Source organism: Pseudomonas sp. P108 (genome assembly GCF_032613195.1).
In the GTDB taxonomy this organism is placed as follows: Bacteria; Pseudomonadota; Gammaproteobacteria; order Pseudomonadales; family Pseudomonadaceae; genus Aquipseudomonas.
The window spans coordinates 2939291-2959982 of record NZ_CP126691.1; the positions used below are offsets into that span (position 1 = coordinate 2939291).

Sequence of the window (20692 nt, forward strand, 5' to 3'; positions counted from 1 at the left end):
CTAACCCACATTTGTCGTGCGGACAATCATCGTCTTAACTGTGGTCGAGTCTTTCTGCAATCACCGATAAAACCGACAAGAGGCGATGCAATGAGCAACCCGACCAAGGCAAGAAAAAGCGACAGCAGTGTCGATGCGTGGGCCATTTTGTTCCTGATCATTCTCGTAGTAGGAACAGCGGTATTCTGGGTCAGCCATCAGTAAACGACCCATCCGGGCCCGCACCCGACGAATTGTCGGACAAAAACGGGATCAGGCATCAATAGCCGGTGGATCGATGGCTATAATGCGCGGCCATTTTTCCTTGGGCCCGGATGTTTCATGTTCAAGCTCTTCCACATCAGTCTTCTGTTGTTCGGTGCGTTGTTCCAGAGCGGCGCGCGGGCCGAGTCTGTGTTGTTTCTGAATCCGGGCTCGACGCAGGAAACCTTCTGGGTCAGTTACTCGCAATTCATGCAGGCGGCCGCCCGGGATCTGGGTATCGATCTGCACATCCTCTATTCCCAGCGCCAGCCCGAATTGACCTTGGCGCAGGCACGCCTGGCGTTGCAGGGGCCGAATCGTCCCGACTACCTGATTTTCGTCAACGAACAATACGTCGCCCCGCAAATCCTGCGCCTGGCCGAGAACAGCGGCGTGAAGCTCTTCATGGTCAACGCCGTGCTGACACCTGACCAACAGGCGCTGGTCGGCGAGCGTGACGATCGCATAGGCAGTCTGGTGCCGAATGACGAGGAGGGCGGCTACTTGATGATGAAGGAGTTGATCCGCCTGCATCCGGCTGCGGCAGGCACTGAGCCGATTGAAGTGTTGGCGTTTTCCGGGCTGAAGGTCACCCCTTCGGCGCAACTGCGCGAGCGCGGCATGCAGCGGGCGTTGGCCGAACATCCACAGACACGCTTGCGACAGCTGGTTTACAGCGGCTGGACGCAAGAACGCGCCTATGAGCAGGCCAAACAGCTGTTTGCCCGTTACCCGAAGGTGTCGCTGGTGTGGTCGGCCAATGATGAAATGGCCTTCGGCGCGATGCGTGCGTATGCCGAGACGGGCAAAGTCCCCGGCAAAGATGCATTGTTCAGCGCGGTCAACACCTCACCGGCAGCCTTGCAGGCATTGGTCGACGGACGCCTGAGCGCATTGGTCGGCGGGCATTTCACCCTGGGTGGCTGGGCGTTGGTCGAGGTGCATGACGTTGCGCAAGGCGTCGAACTGGATCGTTACGGTGGCCGCGACCGGCAGATTCCCTTGCTGCAACTGATCGACAAACAGCATGCCCGACAAATGCTGGCCATGGGCAAGTCGCCGGACTACGGCGTGAATTTCCGCAAGCTCTCAGCCAAGGGGCAGCCGGATTCCTACCGCTACCCGTTCAACTTGCAGACGCTGATGCGCTGACCGCGTCAGACCCCGGCGAAATGCAGCACCAGTTTGACGATGGCAAACAATGCCAGCGCAAACACCGCGGTGAAGAGAATGCCCAGGATGACGAAATGGCTGGGCTTGCCATGGGTGAAGTCCCTTGCCCGGTTCTTGCCGCTCTGCACACCGAATGCCGCAGCCATCACGCTGTGCAGCATCTGCCAGAAGGTCGGTGGCTTGTTGTCGACTGGATCGTCCATAAATCCCTCTTCGAAAATCGTGCCTCACAAGCATAGTCAAAATACGCGCATGCGCCTGAGGTGGCCGCCCAGACATATCGTTACAACTGCGTCATGGCGCGATAACTATGTACCGCAGAGGCGTTCGCCCGGGATGGTCTGCTGACGCTCCATTTACAGGAGCGATGTATGTCCCCCGATTCCAGCCCCCAGCAGGTCAACGACAAACCGGCCAAACCTGTGGTCACGGGCAGTCTCCACGCTGAGTATCTCGAAGGCGCGGTTGCGCAATGGCTGGTCGACGCTGCTGCGCAAAGGAAGAATGAGATCAAACAGGCCAGGCCAGTAATTCCGGCCTGGTACAGACAAGCGTCGTCGCAGCAACGCCAGGCGCTGGACAGCAGTTTCAGGGACAGTGTCATGGCCCAGTCTGCACTGGACAAAACAATGTCCCCGCTCAAGGACATCGACGCGTTTGCCCGGCCGCTACTGACGCAAGCGCTGCACGAGCACTACAAGATCACTGTCGATGTCGACAAGACTTTCCTCAGCCTCAGGCGTTCTTTGGCCGTGAGTATTTTCAGTGTGGAAATCGGCTCATTCGAAGTCTTGAACCTGACGATGCTTCAGGCTGCACTGCACAATTTCGAAATCCGCGAATGCCTGCCCGGTGCCTTTCACGACAGTTCGGGTTTTGAGGAAGAAACCACCACGGCCGGTACTTTTGCCCCGGTAACGGTCAACCTGAGCGTCATGGAGTTTCTGCGTTTGTGCCGTCATCTGGACCTTGGCGCGAAGTACCAGGCGTATCTCAAGGCGTTTTTCCACACTGCGGACCCAGACCTGGCAAAGACATTACGCACGCAGTTCATTGCCAGCCAGAAAGCCGCCATGCGGGCGGCGGCCGAGCAAGCGTTGCTGACCAAGGATATTCGGCCGGAAGATCACGCGATGATCCTCTCGGTCATCGCCGGTGAAAAACATCCTGAAGTGCGCGGCAGACAGGTCTGGTTTCATGATCTGGGCCTGATGCGACACAGACTGACCGGCTGCGTCGCTTTTGCTATCGGCCAGAGGCGTCGGGCCCCTGAAGCGGTCATTGTCTACGTGCCCAATGATCCTGAGCATCCGCTGAAGCGCTACACCGGGACGCAAATGGAGGAGACGTTCAAGCACCGGTTGACTGCCCGGGATGCACAAACCGCGCAGAGTGCCGAGCCGACGCCTTACCAGCGGTTCTTCAGCCAGTTCCTGCCTTACGACCAGCGCCCTTACTATTTCAGTCAGTTCGTGCGCGAGTCTGGCGATTCACCGCCGAGTGTCATTTCGTCGTCCTGGCGCAGAATTCCAGCGGCCTTCGGCTTGCTGTCGGCTTTCGTCGATTTCCGGGAATTGCCACCCGAACACCCGGAAATGCAGCCGGATCCTGATCCCTATATTGGCGTTTCGATCATTGCGCGAGACGAACACGATCCATGGGCTGAAAACAGCGACCTCTGGGCCAGGCTGTATGAGCGGCATCGCGACAAAGTACTGGCCGATGCCCGTAGTCATGCGGTGCCGTCGAGTGACATCGACGCCAAGGTGCGCGATGCAAAGCTTGCGGCCCTGCTGCAAGTCGGGCTGCTGGCGCTCAACCTGGTGTCCATGTTCGTGCCGGTTCTCGGCGAGGTCATGCTGGCGATCATGGCGGGGCAACTGCTGTACGAAACCTTCGAGGGCGCGCTCGAATGGAGTGAGGGCGACAAGCACGCTGCCAAGGCGCATTTGATCGATGTCGCGGAAAACCTCGCCCTCATCGGCGTAATGAGCGCTGCCGGGGCTGGGCTCAGCAAGCTCACGGCGGTCAAGCCGGAACCGGTGATCGAGGACTTGCACCCGGTGACCTTGCCCAACGGCGAAACACGCCTGTGGAAAGCAGATCTGAGTGGCTATGAGCAAGACATCAGCTTAAGCGACGCGACCGGCCCGGATCAGCTGGGCCGCTATCAACTCAACGGCAAAACGTATCTGCGTCAGGGCGAAAAGGTCTACGAGCTGATTGACGATCCGGGCACCGCGCAGTGGCGGATCAAACATCCCGGTGCGCCCAACGCTTACCAACCAGTGCTGCAACACAATGGCCAGGGTGCCTGGCGCCATACGCTGGAACAACCGATGAGCTGGAATCGCCTGACGCTGTTGCGGCGCATGGGGCATGTCACCGATGGGCTGTCCGATGAAACATTGCTGACGCTGGCCGATGTCAGCGGCGTCAGCGAAAACAGCTTACGCAAGATGCACCTGGATCACGCGTGCGCGCCGCCCGAATTGCGCGACGCCCTGCGCTTGTTCAAAGCCGATGCGCAGGTCGCGCAAATGATCGAGCAATTGCGCGGTGCGACACCGATTGATGATCGTTATTTGCTTGCTTTACCGCAGGTCACGCACATGCCGCGCTGGCCGTACGATCGGGTATTGGAGGTCTTCGCCGGCCCCGAGCTGTCGGGGCCGGCGATTGGCTATGGCAGCGAAAAAGCAGTGCCCGGCGTCAGCACCAAACCAGCGATCCAGCTCACGCGCGCGCAGGTGCTGAATGGGGAAATGCCTGAGCGGATTCTTGCGGCACTGGACGAGAACGAGATCAACTATTTGCTTGGCAGGGCCACCGCGCAATTTCGCGTAGCGAGGCCCGAGGCGTTCGGCCGGCAATTGCTGGAGCATGTTTATGCACGCCAGACTTCGATTGTTGACAGCCTGTACCGCAGCGGTGAAGCGGACAGTGCTCGCCTGCGTATCTTGCGACGGGAAACGCCCGGTCTGAGCGAGGCTGCCGCGCAGGATGTGCTCGATCACGCCACGCCGGCGGAGCTGGTGCGTCTGGACACCATCAAACGGGCACCGCTGAACCTGCTTGAAGAGGCGCGCTGGCATGCCGGTCGCGGTCGCCAGACTCGCGCATTTGCCGGTTTGCACAGCGAAAACCTTGCGTCGGCGGATAGCCGCCGCCTCGCTTTGCACGCGATGTCACAGTTGCCGGGCTGGCCGCAGTCGTTACGCCTGGAGATTCGCGAGGGCAGTCCGACTGGCGCGTTGCTCGACAGCCTCGGTGAAAACTCCGCGGCCAACCGAACCTATCTGATCAAGGACGGGCCGTTTTATCAGGCCTTCGACGACCGAGGGCAGCCGCTGAACAGCACGCCCAGACCGGCTGACAGCTTTTACCGCGCGATCATGCGCGTGCTGCCCGATGACGATGCTGCCGCGATGGGCTTGAGCGATGGCAGCCGAAGTCATCAGTTGCAGCGCAAGGTTATCGAGTCTGCGCTCAAGCACCGTGAGGGCGTTGCGCAATTGCTGGCGCCACAGGCCAAGCGGTTCAAAGCGCCGAGCCGAGTTGGCGCCACGCTGAAGGGCTATTACGCGAGTGGGCGAGGCTCCGGCCTGCGTCCCTCGCTTTGGGTGCGGGTGATGGACCTCTATCCGGGGCCGCAACAGGCAGAGGCATTTCTCCAGCAGCAACGTGGCCGGACTGACCAGCAAATCTACTCGGTGCTGCAGACGCGCCGACGTGAGTGGGAAGGGCTCAACGCTGCGCTTGACCAGTGGCAGGCCGGTCCGTCCGGCAGCGAGGCCGCGCAGGGCAGATTGCGGTTTGCCCAGGCCGTCCGGGACGCCTGGCGCAACGCACCTCTCGCCGCGCAGGTTGCGGACGCGGCACGCTTGTCGCTGGTGTGTGATGCGCCGTTGCCAGAGCTGAACACTTCTTTTGTTCACATACGCGAGCTTTCGGTGGCTGGCAGCGGCTTGACGGACGCTAATGCGAATGTCTTTCTGGCGCAGTTTCCCGAGGTGACTCATCTGTCGATAGGCAACCTTGAACGCGGTCTCGAATACCTGTCGTCCAGAACCCGTCCGCTCACGTCAGTGCCGTCGGCGGTCGCCCGGTTGCCCCGGCTTGTCAGCCTGCGCTTTTCCACCCATGCGCCGGTACTGGCGGCGGATTTTCCGGCAACGCTGGGCACGCTTACGTCGCTGGAAACGCTGCACCTCGACTATGCCGGCTTCGATGCCAGAAGCCTGCATGCGCTGGATCTGAGCCCTTTGCGGCACTTGCGTACCTTGCGCATCGACGCGCCCTATGCGTTATGGCAATGGCCGGCGTACGTCGAGGGGCTTGCGCAACTGCAACGTCTGGATCTGACGCACAGCGCAATCCGCGCGCTGCCCGAATCCCTGTATAGCGGACAAGAGCGGCTCTGGGCCGGTTTGTCGCTGGACTGGGCGGCGCTGGCTCCGGCGCAGTTCATGCGTGCTTACGAATATGTCCGCAACTACTCCGGTGAGCTCGGCCATCTGGTCGATCTGAATCAGATGGTCAGCCAGTATTGCCGGGCGGAGCTGGACTTCATGGCGACCTTGCCCGATCCGCACGATCCCTTACCGGCAAGCTTCGATGCCGCATGGACAACGCCCGAGGCGCGAATGACGGCGATTGCCCGACTCAGGGCTGAGCACGACGCAATCTTTGCCCGATTTCATATGCCGACCCATCCGCAGGCGATGCGCTTTACAGGGCTCCGCTGGCAATGGGCAACGGGGCGCAACGCGGCGACTTTACGCGCCCTCAAGCAAAGCTGGAATGCCGCCATCCGCCAACGTTATGGCGTGCCCGGCGACATTGCCACGTTTGAATTGCCGGTATCGAGAGTGGGGCTGGTTGAGCAGGCAGGCATGGAGCAAATCATCGAATTGCCTCCCTTGCCCGCCGGTAGCTTTGCCCACATCCGCACACTGCGTCTGGGGCAGCTGGATGTTCCCGTCGGGCAGGCCCGCGCCTTTATCCGGGGGTTCAGTGCGACCGAAACGCTGGTCATGACGGGGAACAACTTCACTGAGTTACCGTTTGCCGCTGCTGATCTGCCAGCGTTGATGCAACTCGACGTATCGGCCAACAGCATCGTGGTCACCCCGGCGGTGCAGGCGCAATTCAATGGTCTGCAGCGACTCAGAAGCCTGAACCTGCAAGCCAACCCGCTGGGCCAACTGGATGCAAGTGCCTTCAGCCAGCTTCAGGCGCTGAACCTCAGAGCGACGCGCTTGCAAGCCTGGCCTGCCGGTGCCGAGCGTCTTGAGCGGTTGTACTGGCTCGACTTGCGTGACAACGCGATCGCCGCGCTCTCGCCACAAGTCTTGGCCGATCCGCACGCGCTGATGAAAGTCAATCTGCGCGGCAATGCGTTCAGTCCTGCCGGTGAGGCTGCCCTGAACGCCGCGTTACAGCGCATCGAACACGACGTCGTGTTACCCGAAGGCTCACTCGCGCGTTTTGCCGAGGAGCCCGTCCCTGACAACACTTTGCCGAGCCAGTCGGGCTGGTCGTTGAGGAGCCTGTTAATGGCGCTTCCCGAACCCGCGCAAATCGCTCAATGGCATCAGGCTTGCGAAGGACTGATCCGGCAGTTGAACGGCTGGCTGTTTACGCGGGGTGTGTCCACGGGCGAGCGCCGAGTGTCTGCGCAAAGCCGTTCCCGCGCTGCGGTACGTATCCGCGATGCCTGGCTTGCGGGACTCGGACATGGCCCCGGTGCAGAAGGGCTGACGCTCAGCCTTGAGGGCTTGCAGACCGGCGATTTGCCAAGCCTGATGGTGCCGCTTGTGAGCGTCACCGTGCTGGATCTGAGCGGTGTGGGTATGACCACCGCCGGCGCATCCGGTTTTCTGCAAGCCTTTGCCAATCTCAGGACGTTGAGGCTCAGTGGCAATCAGCTGATGGGTGTTCCCCTGCCGTTACTGCACATGAGTCAGCTGGAGCGCCTGGAAATGCAGTATTGCGAGCTGTCCAGCGCCACCAGCGTCTATCCGTTGCTCGCTAGTACCCGGTTGCGCTGGCTCGACCTCAGTTATAACGATCTTCAGGTATTCAACCCGCCTGGATTAGCTGCTGTCGAAACGCTTGATCTGCGCTTCAACGAGCTGATTGATTGGCCCGGCGCTGTACTGGAGGCGCCAAACCTGCGGACGTTGAACCTCAGTGGCAACGACATCACCGACATTCCCGATGAAATCTTCGACGGTAGTCACGCGCAACTGATCGCGGGCACAGACTTGTCGGAGAACACGGAACTGTCACTTCACGCGTTGCAGCGACTCAGGTTCCACAGCCGCGTCAACCACGCTCCGGAGCTATTGGGCATTGCGCGCGAGGACATTGACGGCATGATCGACGCGCAAGTCTTTGGCATCGACGAAAGCGGTTTTTCAGAGGCGGGCAGTGACAGCAACGGTTCTGCCGAGGGAGCTGTCGGCATTGATATACATGCCGTGGTGGCGCCCGTTGAACCGCTCTTTAATCCGGCTCTGGCTATATCGCCTGAAGCATTGAATCCCTGGCTTGCGGGTGCTCCGTCGGCATTGGCCACTACGCGAACAACCCTTTGGACGCGGTTGGCGGAAGAACCGAATCACGAGCGTTTTTTTCAGCTGATCTACCTGTTGCGTTATGCCCAGGACTTTCGCCTTGCGCGCGCCGATCTGACCCAAAGGTTGTGGCGTGTCATGGAGGCTGCCAGTGAAAACAGCGAACTGCGCGAATTGATGTTCCACAACGCCGAGACGCACGGTGCGTGTCCGGATGGCCGAATTCTGACGTTCAGCGAGCTGGAGGTGCGCGCTTATGAATACACCGCGCTGCGCGATATTCCGCACGACCGCCCGGACCTTCGCGGGCGGGCCTTGCTCGATCTGACTCGACGGCTGTTTCGACTGGAGCGGGTCGACAGGTTGGCAGAAGCTGCCGGACGCCATCAGGACCGGGCGCAAATCCGCCTGCGCTACCGGATCGGCATGACTCGCGGCTGGCCGGACGGGCTGGAGTTGCCGGGCCAGCCGGAACACGCGCTGTACGACACGCCGATCAGCGGGCAGCGCTTGATCGACGCCCGGGCTGCGGTGTTGGCGGATGAGGCGTCCAGCCTGTTCCTCGACGACCTGATCTCGCGGGATTACTGGAGTCGTTACCTGAAAGATATTTACCCTGACGTTTTCGACGAACTGGAACGCAACGCCACACAACGCCTGGAAGAGGTCGAGGACGCCCATCCGGACAAACACGGCGATGACGCGTCACGCGAACGCTATCTGCAGGCCATGAACCTGCTGGAGATCGAGTTGGCGCTGGCACGCGCCGACAGGCTGAAGGAGCTGTCCCGAACGGAACTGCAAAAGCTGGCGACGGTGGTTATCGATGCACCCCCCGCGCCATCGTCACCGCAACCGGGGCCCTCAAGACGCCAATGAGTGACTGAACGGACCTGGGGCTGAGCGCCCAGGTCCTTGGCGGGTTTCAGTTGTCGTAGCCGAGGTTCGGTGCCAGCCAGCGCTCGGTCACGCTCAACTCCTGGCCTTTGCGCGAGGTGTAGCTGGCGACCTGATCCTTGTCGATCTTGCCCACGGCAAAGTACTGCGCCTGCGGATGGGCGAAGTACCAGCCGCTGACTGCGGCCGCCGGGAACATCGCGTAGTGCTCGGTGAGGAACACTCCGCTGCGGCCGGCGCGCATTTCTTCGGCTTCCGGGTCGAGCAACGTGAACAGCGCCGCCTTCTCGGTGTGATCCGGGCACGCCGGGTAACCCGGAGCAGGGCGGATGCCGCTGTATTGCTCTTTGATCAGCGCGTCGTTGTCGAGGGTTTCATCCTTGGCATAACCCCAGTGCTCTTTACGCACCTGCTGGTGCAGCCATTCGGCGCAAGCTTCGGCCAGACGGTCGGCCAAGGCTTTGACCATGATCGAGTTGTAATCGTCGCCAGCGTCCTGATAAGCCTTGGCCACTTCTTCGGCGCCGATGCCGGCGGTGGTGATGAAACCACCGACGTAGTCGGTCACTTCGCTGTCCTTCGGCGCCACGAAGTCGGCCAGCGAGAAGTTCGGTTTGCCGTCGGTCTTGATGATCTGCTGGCGCAGGTGATGCAGTTTGGCCAATGGCTGGCCGTCATCGCCGTACAGCTCGATATCGTCGTCATGCACCTGATTGGCCGGCCAGAAACCGAACACCGCACGGGCGCTGATCAGCTTCTCGTCGATCAGTTTGGCGAGCATCTCTTGCGCGTCCTTGTACAGCGCGGTGGCGGCTTCACCGACCACTTCGTCTTCAAGGATGCGCGGGAACTTGCCGGCCAAATCCCAGGAGATGAAGAACGGCGTCCAGTCGATGTATTCGGCCAGAACCTTGAGATCGATGTTGTCCAGCACCTTGCTGCCGGTGAAGCTCGGTTTGACCGGCTGGTACGCCGCCCAGTCGAACTGCGGCTTCTTGGCAATCGCGGCGGCGTAGCTCAGGCGCTCGGTACGGGCACTGCGATTCGAGGTGCGTTCGCGCACATCGACGTATTCCAGACGCGTCTTCTCGACGAAACCGGCCTTCAGTTCCTTGGACAGCAACTGGGTTGCTACACCTACCGCACGGGAGGCGTCGGTCACGTAGACCACGGCATCGTTGCTGTACTTCGGCTCGATCTTCACTGCCGTGTGCGCTTTGGAGGTGGTTGCGCCACCGATCATCAGCGGCAGATGGAAGTCCTGACGCTGCATCTCGCGAGCGACGTGGACCATTTCATCCAGCGACGGTGTGATCAGACCAGAGAGACCGATGATGTCGCACTTCTGCTCTTTGGCTACCTGCAGGATCTTCTCCGCCGGGACCATCACGCCGAGGTCGACGATGTCATAGCCGTTGCAACCGAGTACCACGCCAACGATGTTCTTGCCGATGTCGTGCACGTCGCCTTTTACGGTGGCCATGAGGATCTTGCCCTTGGCTTCCGGCTTGTCGCCTTTTTCCAGTTCGATGAACGGGATCAAGTGGGCCACGGCCTGCTTCATTACGCGGGCGGATTTCACTACTTGCGGGAGGAACATTTTGCCGGCGCCGAACAGGTCGCCGACGATGTTCATGCCGGACATCAGCGGGCCTTCGATCACTTCGATCGGGCGGGCGAACGACTGGCGCGACTCTTCGGTGTCTTCAACGATGTGCGTGGTGATGCCTTTGACCAGCGCATGTTCCAGACGCTTGTTGACCTCCCAGCTGCGCCACTCTTCGGTCTCGGCTTCCTTGACGCTGCCGTCGCCCTTGTACTTGTCGGCGATGGCGAGGAGGGCGTCGGTGCCTTCCGGGGTGCGGTTGAGGATCACGTCTTCCACGGCATCGCGCAGTTCCTGCGGGATCTGGTCGTAGATCTCCAGCTGCCCGGCGTTGACGATGCCCATGGTCAGGCCTGCGCGGATCGCGTACAGCAGGAACACCGAGTGAATTGCTTCACGCACCGGATTGTTGCCACGGAACGAGAACGACACGTTGGACACGCCGCCCGAGGTCAGCGCATACGGCAGTTCGTCGCGGATGTAGGCACAGGCGTTGATGAAGTCCACAGCGTAGTTGTTGTGTTCTTCGATGCCGGTGGCGACGGCAAAGATGTTCGGGTCGAAGATGATGTCTTCCGGCGGGAAGCCGACTTCGTTGACCAGAATGTCGTAGGAGCGTTTGCAGATTTCTTTCTTGCGCGCTTCGGTGTCGGCCTGGCCGGCTTCGTCGAACGCCATCACCACCACCGCAGCGCCGTAGCGCTTGCACAATTTGGCGTGATGGATGAACTGCTCGACGCCTTCTTTCATGCTGATCGAGTTGACGATGCCTTTGCCCTGAATGCACTTCAGGCCGGCTTCGATGACTTCCCATTTCGACGAGTCGATCATGATCGGCACGCGCGAGATGTCCGGTTCACCGGCGATCAGATTGAGGAAGGTCACCATGGCCTTCTTCGAATCGAGCATCCCTTCGTCCATGTTGATGTCGATCACCTGCGCGCCAGCTTCGACCTGTTGCAGGGCGACTTCCAGCGCTTCGGTGTAGTTGTCTTCACGGATCAGACGGGCGAACTTCGCCGAGCCGGTGATGTTGGTGCGCTCGCCGACGTTAACGAACAGCGAGTTGCGATCGATGGTGAACGGCTCCAGACCCGAGAGGCGGCAAGCCTTGGGAATGTCCGGAATTTCACGCGGTGCGTAACCGGCGACGGCTTTGGCGATGGCTTCGATGTGCCCTGGCGTGGTGCCACAGCAACCGCCGACGATGTTGAGGAAGCCGCTCTGGGCAAACTCTTCGATGACCTTCGCCGTTTCCGACGGCAGTTCGTCGTACTCGCCGAATTCGTTCGGCAGGCCGGCGTTCGGGTGCGCGGAAACGTGGGTGCTGGCCTTGTTCGACAGCTCTTCCAGGTACGGACGCAGTTCACTGGCGCCGAGCGCGCAGTTGAGGCCGACGGAGATTGGCTTGGCGTGCGCCACCGAGTTCCAGAACGCTTCGGTGGTCTGGCCCGACAGGGTGCGGCCGGAAGCGTCGGTGATGGTCCCGGAAATCATGATCGGCAGTTCGATGTGCAGCTCTTCGAACACGCCTTGCACAGCGAAGATCGCCGCTTTGGCGTTGAGGGTGTCGAAAATGGTTTCGATCAGGATCAGGTCCGCGCCGCCCTCGATCAGGCCTTTGGTGGCTTCGGTGTAGTTCTCCACCAGCTCATCGAAGGTGACGTTGCGATAGCCGGGGTTGTTGACGTCCGGCGACAGCGAACAGGTGCGGCTGGTCGGACCGAGCACGCCGGCGACGAAACGCGGCTTGGCCGGGTTCTCGGCGGTCTTGGCGTCGGCGACCTTGCGGGCCAGACGTGCGCCTTCTACGTTTAGTTCGTAGGCCAGTTCTTCCATACCGTAGTCGGCCATGGAAATGCGCGTAGCGTTGAAGGTGTTGGTCTCGAGGATGTCGGCGCCGGCATCCAGGTAGGCTTTCTCGATGCCGCCGATCACGTCCGGACGGGTGATCACCAGCAGGTCGTTGTTGCCCTTGACGTCACTCGGCCAGTCCGCGAAGCGCTTGCCGCGATAATCCTGCTCTTCGAGCTTGTAGCTCTGGATCATCGTGCCCATACCGCCGTCGAGTATCAGGATGCGCTCTTTGAGAGCTTGCTTGAGAGCTTGAAGGCGGACGCTGCGATCGGACATTTGGACTACTCGGAAAGACCATTACGAAGGAGCGGGATCATAGCAAACCTGTGCGCTTTTAGAGCATGTAGGGCTTTTGCATGAATATCACTCATGTTGGTACGAGCGTCATACTGTAGAATCGCGGCGTTTTTTTCAGGATCGGGATCAAGGGCATGTCGTACCGCGTCATCAGCATGGTTTTGCTGTTCTTAAGCTGGGGCGCCGTTGCGCAAGAGCCCACGATCTCATACAGCCGTGATATCCAACCGATCTTCACCGAGAAGTGCGTGGCCTGCCATGCCTGCTACGACTCGGCCTGCCAGTTGAACCTGGGCAGTGGCGAGGGCGCGGCCCGTGGCGCGAGCAAGATGCCGGTCTATGACGGCGAGCGCACACAAGCGGCACCGACCACTCGGCTGTTCTACGACGCCTTCGGCAAACGTGCCTGGCAGCAGAAAGACTTCTATTCGGTGCTCGATGCGCAGGGCAGTCAGGCGGCGCTGATGGCGCGCATGCTCGAGCTGGGGCATAAAACGCCATTGACGCCGAACGCCAAACTCCCGGAAGAGATTGTGCTGGGCCTGAACCGCGAGAACATGTGCTCGCTGCCCGCCGAGTTTGAAGGCTACGCCGGTGCCCATCCGAAAGAGGGCATGCCACTGGCGGTGACCGGGCTGACCGATCAGCAATATCAGACGCTGCAGCGCTGGCTGGCCTCGGGTGCGCCGATTGACGAACAAGGCCTGGCGCCGAGCGCGAAAGAGGCGCTGCAGATCGTCCAGTGGGAAAACCTGCTCAACACCCCCGGCGCCCGGCAAAGTCTGGTCGGCCGCTGGTTGTACGAGCACTGGTACCTCGCGCACATCTACTTCAAGGACGGCGAGCCAGGGCATTATTTCCAGTGGGTGCGATCACGTACACCCAGCGGTCAGCCGATCGACCTGATTGCCACCCGTCGTCCCAACGACGATCCGGGCACTCAGGTGTATTACCGCTTGTGGCCGGTGCAGGGCGTGATTGTGCATAAAACCCACATCACCTATCCGCTGAGCGCGGCGAAGATGGCGCGGGTGAAAAGCCTGTTCTACAGCGGCAACTGGCAGGTCAATGCGTTGCCCGGTTACGGCCCGCAGAGCCGTGCCAATCCATTCGCGACGTTCGAAGCGATTCCGGCGCAGGCGCGTTACCAGTTCATGCTCGATAACGCCGAATACTTCGTCCGCACGTTTATTCGCGGCCCGGTGTGCCGGGGGCAGATTGCGACCGACGTGATCCGCGACAACTTCTGGGCACTGTTCCAGGCACCGGAACACGACCTCTATATCACCGACCCGAATTATCGCGGTCAGGCCACACCGTTGCTGGCCATGCCGGGGCAGAACGACGATGTCGGCAGTGTGTTGAGTCTGTGGCACAACTATCGCAACAAACGTAATGAGTACGAGGCCCTGCGCCGCGACAGCTACGCCGATGTGCCCGCGCCGAGCTGGTCGACGTTGTGGGCCGGCAACGACAACGCGTTGCTGAGCATCTTCCGCCACTTCGACAGCGCTTCGGTGACCAAAGGCTTGATTGGCGAGGTGCCGCAGACGATGTGGCTGTTCGACTATCCCTTGCTCGAACGCACCTATTACCAGTTGGCGGTCAACTTCGACGTGTTCGGCAACGTCTCCCATCAGGCGCAAACCCGCCTGTATTTCGATCTGATCCGCAACGGCGCCGAGCAAAACTTCCTGCGCCTGATGCCCGCCGATTCCCGCGAGGATTACCTCGACGATTGGTATCAGAGCAGCGGCCAGTTCAAGATGTGGCTCGATTACGAAGCGATTGACGACGATAAGCCGACCGCGCTGAAACTCGACGAGAAAGACCCGAAATACGACTTCGCCATGCAATTACTGGCGCGTTACGGCGATCTCAATGCGCGGCCCGATCCGATCAATCGCTGCGATGGCGCTTATTGCTCGCGGCCGAATATCGACCCGGGGCTGCAAAATGCCGAACAGGCCTTGAGTCGCCTGACCTCACGTCCGGCGGCCGGTTTGAAGGTGATCGAGCAGTTGCCGGAAGCGACGATGCTGCGCATTGAAACCGCCAGCGGCAAACGCGAGGTCTACAGCCTGCTGCGCAATCGTGCACACAGCAACGTGGCGTTCCTGCTCGGTGAGTCGCTGCGCTATCAGCCCGGGCTGGACACACTGACCATTTACCCGGGCGTGCTCAGCAGTTATCCGAACTTCATCTTTAATGTCCCGGCCGATCAGGTGCCGGCGTTTGTCGATGCGATGGAAAACGCCAAGGATGCCAATCGTTTCGAGAAAATCGTCGAACGCTGGGGAATCCGTCGCAGTCATCCGCAATTCTGGTTCTATTTCCACGATTTGAGTCAGTACATCCACGAAACCGAACCGGTGGAAGAGGGCGTGCTGGACATGAACCGCTACGAGAATCTTTGATCGTTTGAAACAGGCCGACTGTCACAGCTTCAGGTAACACACAAATCCCCCTGTAGGAGTGAGCCTGCTCGCGATAGCGGAAAATCAGGCACTTGAGATGTTGAATGTGCCGCCGCCATCGCGAGCAGGCTCACTCCTACAAGGGATCTGCGGTGGTTTCAGGAATTGTGATCGGGAGCAGGTGATGTTGATTTCAGTGCAAGCCCTGCGTGCGCTTGCCGCGTGGACGGTGGTCTGCCATCACTTCATGCAGATTTTCTTCGACTTCAAGGCACGCGGGCCGATCGGGCAACTGTTCATCGACAAAGGCGCAGTGGGCGTGGATATTTTCTTCGTCATCAGCGGCCTGGTGATTTTCCTCTCGACCGAAAACAAACCGCTGCCGCCCGCGCGTTTTCTGCTTTATCGGCTGTTTCGCATCGTCCCGGCGTATTGGCTGTACACGCTGTTGATGGCGGTGCTGGTGGTATTCGCCCAGCCGTTGCTGCCTGACCAGACCGTGGATTGGGGTCATCTGCTGTTGTCGCTGCTGTTCATTCCGACTGAGAACCCTGGCGGTTACGGCATCTATCCGACGTTGAACGTCGGCTGGACGCTCAATTACGAAATACTTTTCTATGTGCTGTTCGCCTGGGCGCTGCTGTTTCGCTTGCAGGTGCGCCTGCTGGTGGTCGCGGCGCTGCTGTTTGCAGTGAGTCAGGCGTGGACCGGGTTTGGCTGGATTAGCGAGTTTTACCGTTCGGACATCGTCTACGAGTTTCTGCTGGGGATCGGCATCGGCATGCTCTATCGCCGGGGCTGGATTGGCCCGGGTTTCTGGCTGCCGCTGACCGCGATTGGCGCTGCGTTGCTGGCGATCTATCACTGGGCACCGGCGCCGAGGCTGTTGAATTGGGGTGTGCCGAGCGCCGTACTGGTGATGGCGTGTATCTCGCTTGAGCGTTATGTCGAGCGCAGTCGCGTGCTCAAACTGCTCGGCGATTGCTCGTATTCGGTGTACTTGATGCACGTTCTGGTGCTGTCGGTGGGTGGATTTATCGCGCGACGCTACGGCATCAACCCGTATTTGATGTTTGTCGTGTGTGCGCTGGCCATCGGCGTCGGCTCCTGGTTGAGCTACGAATGGGTGGAAAAACGCAGCTATCGCTGGCTCAAGGCGCGAATCGACGACGAGCCCGACGAGAATCTTTCCCGACAAAAATACTAGGACTTTGTCCGGCGCAACGATTGGCGTAAACTGCGCCCAAGCCTGCGAGGAGTTTCCATGACCGCTATTACCATTACCGACGCCGCCCACGATTACCTGGCTGATCTGCTCTCCAAGCAGAACACCCCGGGCATCGGCATCCGCGTCTTCATCACCCAGCCTGGCACCCAGTACGCCGAAACCTGCATTGCCTACTGCAAGCCGGGCGAAGAAAAACCTGAAGACACCGCGCTGGGGCTGAAAAGCTTCACCGCTTATATCGATCATTTCAGCGAAGCGTTTCTCGATGACGCCGTCGTCGACTACGCCACCGACCGCATGGGCGGCCAGCTGACCATCAAGGCGCCAAACGCCAAAGTCCCGATGGTCAACGCCGACAGCCCGGTCAACGAGCGCATCAACTACTACCTGCAAACCGAGATCAACCCGGGGCTGGCCAGCCACGGCGGTCAGGTCAGCCTGATCGATGTGGTTGAAGACGGCATCGCCGTGTTGCAGTTCGGTGGCGGTTGCCAGGGCTGCGGTCAGGCGGACGTGACCTTGAAGGAAGGCATCGAGCGCACCTTGCTTGAGCGTATTCCTGAGCTGAAGGGCGTACGCGACGTGACCGACCACACGCAGAAAGAAAACGCCTATTACTAAGGTGTTCGCTGCGGACATGAAAAACGGCGCCCCGTGAGCGCCGTTTTTTTATGGCTGAAATTCAAGAAAGCCTTCGCGAGCAAGCTCGCTCCCACATTTGATCGCATTCCCAATGTGGGAGCGAGCCTGCTCGCGAAAGGGCCTTCAAGGTCGATAAAGATGCGCATGCCCGGCGCGATACAGCGATGATTCGCTAAACACCTCACTGCCCAAAACGCGACCCACCAGAATCAACGCCGTACGCCGAAACCCTTTGGCCTCGACCTTCCCGGCGATATCCGCCAGCGTTCCCACCACCCAATCCTGATCCGGCCACGTCGCCCGGTGAATCACCGCAATCGGGCAATCCGCGCCGTAATGCGGCAGCAGTTCCACCAGAATCTTCGGCAAATGGTTAACCCCCAGATGAATCGCCATGGTCGCGCCATGCTGCGCCAGACTGCCGAGTTCCTCACCGGCCGGCATCGCGGTTTTATCGGCGTAGCGGGTCAGAATCACGCTTTGCGAGACGTCCGGCAACGTCAGTTCCGCACCCAGCAACGCCGCACAGGCTGCCGTTGCCGTCACTCCCGGAATAATCTCGAACGGAATATTCAGCTCGCGCAGATAGCGAATCTGCTCACCAATCGCGCCATACAGGCTCGGATCACCGGAATGCACGCGCGCCACATCATCACCGTTGGCGTGCGCGGTTTTGATCAATTCGATGATCTGTTCCAGATGCAATTCAGCGCTGTTGACCACGGTTTGCGCCTGATGACCGTCCAGCACCGCCGCCGGTACCAGCGAGCCTGCATAAATGATCACCGGGCAGCTGCGAATCAGCCGCTGGCCTTTGACAGTGATCAGTTCCGGGTCGCCGGGGCCGGCGCCGATGAAGTAGACGGTCATGGTTGAATCCTGTGAAAAAGGGGTACGGCAATCGCTTCAGATGAAGATTGCTCATGATCAGTGGCGGGGATTATCGGGAATTTATGCTGCGCCGGCCAATGCGAAGGTGGCCTGAGCGTATTTTTGCCGGGAAATCAGCAGTTTTGCCGGTGCCTGAATCAGCTGTTCGGCAAGGGCCAGCGCGGCACTTTCGGCGACGCCATAGCAACCGGTACGTTCGTAAGCGATCTCGGATCGGTGGCTGAGTCGTTCCTGATAACTGGCCAGTTCTGCGCTGCTGAAGTACAGCAACGGCAGCGCCAGCTGTGCGGCGAGTTCCTGGAGACCGGGCTCATCACGCTTCAGGTCGATACTGGCCAAGGCCTTGACTGCTTGCAGCTCAATCCGATGAGCCTGTAACGCCTGATCAAGTAACGCGCGCAGCGTACTGGCCGGGCAGCCGCGCTGGCAGCCCAGGCCGATCACGAAGGTCGGCGCTGCGCTGTCATCGGTCATGCGTGGTATTGGCCATCGCTTTTGCGGCGGAACAACCAGGCGCTGATCAGGCCGAGGGCCAGCCAGAACACCACGTTGGTCAACTGCGAAGCGATTTTGAACTGAGCTTCCAATGCCTCGGGAGCGAGCATCGAATGCACTTGCGGCTGGGGGGCACCGATTACGTGCGGCACAGCAAGGATGGCCACGCCGAGGATTTTCATCAGCCAGTGACGGCTGAACGCAATCAACGACAGGCCGACAGCGGTCGAAGCGGCCGTGCCGATCCACCACATCTGGCGCGAGGCCAGATCAGCAGCGGCAGTGCCCGGCAATTCAGGTGGCAGGCCCATCGTCGGTGCCAGTACGAATGTCGCGTAACCGGCCAGGCCCCAGAGCAAGCCTTGCGAGGTTTTGGTCGGTGCGCGCAGGGTGTACAGGCCCGCGAGCATCAGGGCGAAACCCACCGCCACCACCAGGTTGCCGCCAGTGGTCGAAACCACGCGCTGCCAACCGTCTTCCGGCTCCCAGGCTTCAGCATCGTGGGTGTGCGCAGCGGTGCCTGCGGCGTGTTCATGAACTTCAGCGACCGGTTCGGCTTTCTCGAAGGTTTCCGCCTGAAGGATCAACGGCGAGACCCAGAAACTTTGCAGCAGGGTGAGGAGCAGGGCGGCCAGCAGACCGGTGAAACCTGCGGTTTGCGCAATACGCTTGATCATGTCGACAGGTCTCAGTGGCACGGGAACGCGGCGCTGTGGCGGGTATCGTGGGCGGCGTTGTGCACCGCTTCGATGTGCGAGAAACCGGCAAAGTAGACCAGGCTGGCGCCGAGGATCGACGCGAAGATCGCGGCGGCCAGGCGTTGGCTCAGGGTGGTGGTGCTGGCGATTTTGTCCGTGTTGCTGCCGGTGCTGCTGATGATCGACATGGCGCTTCCCTCTGGAATGTCAGTGGGTGAATCGAGCGCATAAAAACCCCTGCGGGTCGGGCTCGCAGAGGTTCGAACAGCGCCCGCCCACCGCGGGTTTGTTATGTTCAGCGACGCACAAGGTGCGGGCTGTGTGTTGCGGGCCGGTCTCCGGGCTCACGAGGGGTTGGCGTCAGGCCGACCTGCAAGCGTCACCTTCCCATGCCGTACAGACACAGTGGTTTTGACGCTTCGCTCGCTTACCGTTGCGGGGGCAGCACCGGACTGACATGGCTCTGAGTAAAGCACATGATTCACCGGTTTCCCGTTTCACCCTGTGAAGGGCACCCGTAACAAGGTGTGTAGGAGAGCATGGGGGTGGGGTTTTGGTCAATTTTTGGGTGTATATCCGTTGCTGCGGGTGTGGCTGATTAGGGTTCCGCCCTTACGGCGGGTCACTTTTTCCAGACGCCGAAAAAGTAACCAAAAAGGCTTGCTCCTGCGTGCGGCCCGCTCGCTGGGGCTCGGGGTTCCTTCGCTCCGGGATCGATCCGGGCGCAGCGCCTACGGTTTGCTTCGCTGCACCTCCTCTCGCTGTGTTTGGCTGCGCCAAACGGTCGCTACGCTCCCACGCCCGGATCAATCCCTCCACTCAGCCTTCCGACGTCGCCCGTGGATCAAGATCAAGAGCAGGCGAGCTGACACTCGGCCTATTGAGTGGTGAAGAGCGGGGCGTGGTCGGCTTTGGATTTGTGGTGGTGCTTCCCCTCACCCCAGCCCTCTCCCGAGGGAGAGGGGGCCGATTTTTGGGCTTTTCAAAGCTTGAGTTCAACTCGGTATCGCACGTCGGCGTAGCTCTCCCAAACACCTCGGTCAGTCCCCTCTCCCTTGGGGAGAGGGCTAGGGTGAGGGGCTCTTGATCTGGTTTTTGATCCTGCTTTGGCTTTGGCTTTGGCTTTTGATCTTTTGCCCCTTCGGCAGGCCGAGCGAAGGTGTTCATCCGGGGGTAGGCGCGCAGCGCCGTGCGGCGCAGCCGCATTCATCGAGAGGAGGTGCAGCGAAGCAAACCGTAGGCGATGCCCCCGGATGGACACCGTAGCGAGGGAACACTGAGCCTAAGCGAAGTGCCGTACGCCAGGGGCAAAGCCTTTTGGTTCCTTTTTGGCGTTTGAAAAAGGGACTCGCTGTAAGAGCGAAACCGCCGGCGGCAGCACCCGCAGCAACGGATATGCCCCCAAAACCAAAACTCAACGCCCATTGACCCACCCTTAGACGATGCGTAGCCTTGCGCTTTCGAGGTTCTTCGGCCGTTGCCGAAGCTAAGAAGGGAACGCGGTCAATGCCGCGGCTGCCCCCGCAACTGTGAACGGTGATGTTCGCTGCCACGCCACTGCCAGCTCAATCGATGAGCCAGCGGGAAGGCGCAGCCAACGCCAGGCCCAATGCCTGAACACCGTCAGCCAGGAGACCTGCCTCGTCACAGATTCTCACTACAACCGG

General features: G+C 60.3%; 11 protein-coding genes and 2 riboswitches. Of the genes, 5 read left to right on the forward strand and 6 right to left on the reverse strand.

What is annotated here, in order from left to right:
- Window positions 1-321: 321 nt before the first annotated feature.
- Window positions 322-1395, forward strand: coding sequence for an ABC transporter substrate-binding protein (locus QOM10_RS12915; protein ID WP_316918212.1), 1074 nt, complete (start codon window positions 322-324; stop codon window positions 1393-1395).
- Between the two features lie 5 nt (window positions 1396-1400).
- On the opposite strand, the gene QOM10_RS12920 is transcribed toward QOM10_RS12915, so the two are convergent.
- A complete protein-coding gene (locus tag QOM10_RS12920; RefSeq protein WP_127927077.1) occupies window positions 1401-1619 on the reverse strand; it encodes a DUF2970 domain-containing protein in 219 nt (72 codons plus the stop codon).
- A 168-nt stretch (window positions 1620-1787) separates the two neighbouring features.
- Here QOM10_RS12920 and QOM10_RS12925 point away from each other — a divergent pair, with 168 nt between their 5' ends.
- Window positions 1788-8876, forward strand: coding sequence for a dermonecrotic toxin domain-containing protein (locus QOM10_RS12925; RefSeq protein ID WP_316918213.1), 7089 nt, complete (start codon window positions 1788-1790; stop codon window positions 8874-8876).
- 46 nt (window positions 8877-8922) lie between these two features.
- Here QOM10_RS12925 and metH read toward each other — a convergent pair whose 3' ends face one another.
- Window positions 8923-12633, reverse strand: coding sequence for a methionine synthase (gene metH / locus QOM10_RS12930; protein WP_316918214.1), 3711 nt, complete (start codon window positions 12631-12633; stop codon window positions 8923-8925).
- Window positions 12634-12788: 155 nt separating this feature from the next.
- Between metH and QOM10_RS12935 the strand changes: the two genes are divergently transcribed.
- From QOM10_RS12935 to nfuA, 3 genes are all read left to right on the forward strand, one after another.
- Window positions 12789-15071, forward strand: a complete 2283-nt coding sequence (locus QOM10_RS12935) for a fatty acid cis/trans isomerase (RefSeq protein WP_316918215.1) — start codon at window positions 12789-12791, stop codon at window positions 15069-15071.
- A gap of 184 nt (window positions 15072-15255) precedes the next feature.
- A complete protein-coding gene (locus tag QOM10_RS12940) occupies window positions 15256-16278 on the forward strand; it encodes an acyltransferase family protein (RefSeq protein ID WP_160039695.1) in 1023 nt (340 codons plus the stop codon).
- A gap of 57 nt (window positions 16279-16335) precedes the next feature.
- Window positions 16336-16920 carry a Fe-S biogenesis protein NfuA gene (gene nfuA / locus QOM10_RS12945; protein WP_007912592.1) on the forward strand — a complete coding sequence of 195 codons (585 nt, stop codon included), beginning with the start codon at window positions 16336-16338 and terminating at the stop codon, window positions 16918-16920.
- A gap of 144 nt (window positions 16921-17064) precedes the next feature.
- On the opposite strand, the gene cobM is transcribed toward nfuA, so the two are convergent.
- From cobM to QOM10_RS12965, 4 genes are all read right to left on the reverse strand, one after another.
- Entirely contained in the window at window positions 17065-17811 is a 747-nt protein-coding gene (gene cobM, locus QOM10_RS12950; protein ID WP_316918216.1) for a precorrin-4 C(11)-methyltransferase, read from the reverse strand.
- An 81-nt stretch (window positions 17812-17892) separates the two neighbouring features.
- A complete protein-coding gene (locus QOM10_RS12955) occupies window positions 17893-18306 on the reverse strand; it encodes a cobalamin biosynthesis protein (protein WP_127927090.1) in 414 nt (137 codons plus the stop codon).
- Complete coding sequence (locus tag QOM10_RS12960) at window positions 18303-19004, reverse strand: CbtA family protein (protein WP_127927092.1); 702 nt, start codon at window positions 19002-19004, stop codon at window positions 18303-18305. Before QOM10_RS12960 ends, QOM10_RS12955 begins: the two co-directional genes overlap by 4 nt.
- Before the next feature lie 11 nt (window positions 19005-19015).
- Entirely contained in the window at window positions 19016-19213 is a 198-nt protein-coding gene (locus tag QOM10_RS12965; protein WP_122844784.1) for a CbtB domain-containing protein, read from the reverse strand.
- A gap of 123 nt (window positions 19214-19336) precedes the next feature.
- A riboswitch (cobalamin riboswitch) is annotated at window positions 19337-19559 on the reverse strand.
- Window positions 19560-20471: 912 nt separating this feature from the next.
- Window positions 20472-20684, forward strand: a riboswitch (cobalamin riboswitch).
- Window positions 20685-20692 lie beyond the last annotated feature (8 nt).

Coding starts and splice junctions, on each gene's coding strand:
- QOM10_RS12925 (WP_316918213.1), top strand. CDS start 1,788: ATGTCCCCCGATTCCAGCCCCCAGCAGGTCAACGACAAACCGGCCAAA.
- cobM (WP_316918216.1), bottom strand. CDS start 17,811: ATGACCGTCTACTTCATCGGCGCCGGCCCCGGCGACCCGGAACTGATC.
- QOM10_RS12920 (WP_127927077.1), bottom strand. CDS start 1,619: ATGGACGATCCAGTCGACAACAAGCCACCGACCTTCTGGCAGATGCTG.
- QOM10_RS12940 (WP_160039695.1), top strand. CDS start 15,256: ATGTTGATTTCAGTGCAAGCCCTGCGTGCGCTTGCCGCGTGGACGGTG.
- QOM10_RS12935 (WP_316918215.1), top strand. CDS start 12,789: ATGTCGTACCGCGTCATCAGCATGGTTTTGCTGTTCTTAAGCTGGGGC.
- QOM10_RS12965 (WP_122844784.1), bottom strand. CDS start 19,213: ATGTCGATCATCAGCAGCACCGGCAGCAACACGGACAAAATCGCCAGC.
- QOM10_RS12960 (WP_127927092.1), bottom strand. CDS start 19,004: ATGATCAAGCGTATTGCGCAAACCGCAGGTTTCACCGGTCTGCTGGCC.
- QOM10_RS12955 (WP_127927090.1), bottom strand. CDS start 18,306: ATGACCGATGACAGCGCAGCGCCGACCTTCGTGATCGGCCTGGGCTGC.
- nfuA (WP_007912592.1), top strand. CDS start 16,336: ATGACCGCTATTACCATTACCGACGCCGCCCACGATTACCTGGCTGAT.
- QOM10_RS12915 (WP_316918212.1), top strand. CDS start 322: ATGTTCAAGCTCTTCCACATCAGTCTTCTGTTGTTCGGTGCGTTGTTC.
- metH (WP_316918214.1), bottom strand. CDS start 12,633: ATGTCCGATCGCAGCGTCCGCCTTCAAGCTCTCAAGCAAGCTCTCAAA.